The 913-nt window shown below is 48.5% G+C and carries 1 protein-coding gene; it reads right to left on the reverse strand.

The features are described from left to right. Positions 1 to 913, reverse strand: a 913-nt coding sequence (locus R7044_RS24565) for a MutS-related protein (protein WP_405540882.1), incomplete at both ends; no start/stop codon positions are given.

The following is a 913-nucleotide window of genomic DNA, read 5'->3' on the forward strand; positions in this document are numbered from 1 at the left end:
AGCTGAGCTGATTTGCTACATCCACAGTGCTTGGACGAGGCGAGGCGCTAGCTTGACCGAGGTGCTCTAGTTGAGACAGTTTAGTACGAGCATTTTTGATGACCGGTTTGGGTACGCCAGCTAAGCCCGCAACCGCCAAGCCGTATGATTTGCTTGCGGCGCCTTCTTGAACAGCGTGCATGAAAGCAATGCTGTCGCCATGTTCTACCGCATCTAGGTGAACATTTGCTAAGTTTGGTAGCAAGTTCGGTAATTCGGTTAGTTCAAAATAGTGCGTAGCGAAAAGTGTCATCGCGCCAATTTGTGTTGCAAGCCATTCGGCACTTGCCCATGCCAATGAAAGACCATCGTAAGTACTGGTACCGCGACCGATCTCATCCATTAACACCAAGCTGTTCTTGGTTGCGTTGTGGAGAATGTTGGCCGTTTCTGTCATCTCTACCATGAAGGTTGAACGCCCTGATGCCAAGTCATCTGAAGCCCCGATACGAGTAAAGATGCGATCCAATGAGCCAATTTGTGCTGACTCTGCAGGTACATAAGAGCCGATGTGAGCCATCAACGCAATTAGCGCAGTTTGGCGCATGTAGGTTGATTTACCCCCCATGTTTGGACCCGTGATGATGAGCATTTTACGGCTTGGGCTTAATTCTATTGGGTTAGCAATGAACGGGTCCGAGGTGACTTGCTCTACTACCGGGTGGCGACCTGCTTGAATGTGAATACCTGCGTCTTTAACTAGAGTAGGGCGGCAATAATCCAATGAGTCTGCGCGTTCTGCTAGGTTTTGTAACACGTCTATCTGTGAAACGGCAGAAGCTAGGTTTTGCATTTGTTCAAGATGAGGCATCAGCAAATCGAACAGCTCTTCCCACAGTTTTTTCTCTAGTGCGAGTGCTTTTGATTTTGAGTT

The sequence above is a fragment of the Vibrio sp. 1402 genome, assembly GCF_033340275.1.